At 56.7% G+C, this 282-nt stretch carries 1 pseudogene; it reads left to right on the plus strand.

The features are described 5' to 3' along the window. Window positions 1-84: 84 nt before the first annotated feature. Window positions 85-243: pseudogene (locus M2D63_RS25725) on the plus strand (iron-sulfur cluster assembly scaffold protein); the annotation flags it as partial. Window positions 244-282: the final 39 nt, after the last annotated feature.

Raw genomic sequence — 282 nt, forward strand, 5'->3', positions numbered from 1 at the left:
GCGTCGACATCTCCAAGATCGAGTGGGCTGCGCACTAAGTAGTCGCCGTCAAGAGCGGATATCTGATGAGGAAGGAATTGCACCATGGCTTACAGTGAAATGGTCATCGACCACTACGAAAACCCGCGTAACGTCGGCAAGATGGATGCCGTAGATCCGGACGTCGGCACCGGCATGGTCGGCGCCCCGGCGTGCGGCGACGTAATTCGCCTGCAAATCAAGGTCAACGAGCAGGGCGTTATCTAAGACGCCAAGTTCAATACCTACGGCTGTGGTTCTGCC

The sequence above is a fragment of the Pseudomonas sp. BJa5 genome (assembly GCF_030272875.2).
Lineage (GTDB): Bacteria > Pseudomonadota > Gammaproteobacteria > Pseudomonadales > Pseudomonadaceae > Aquipseudomonas.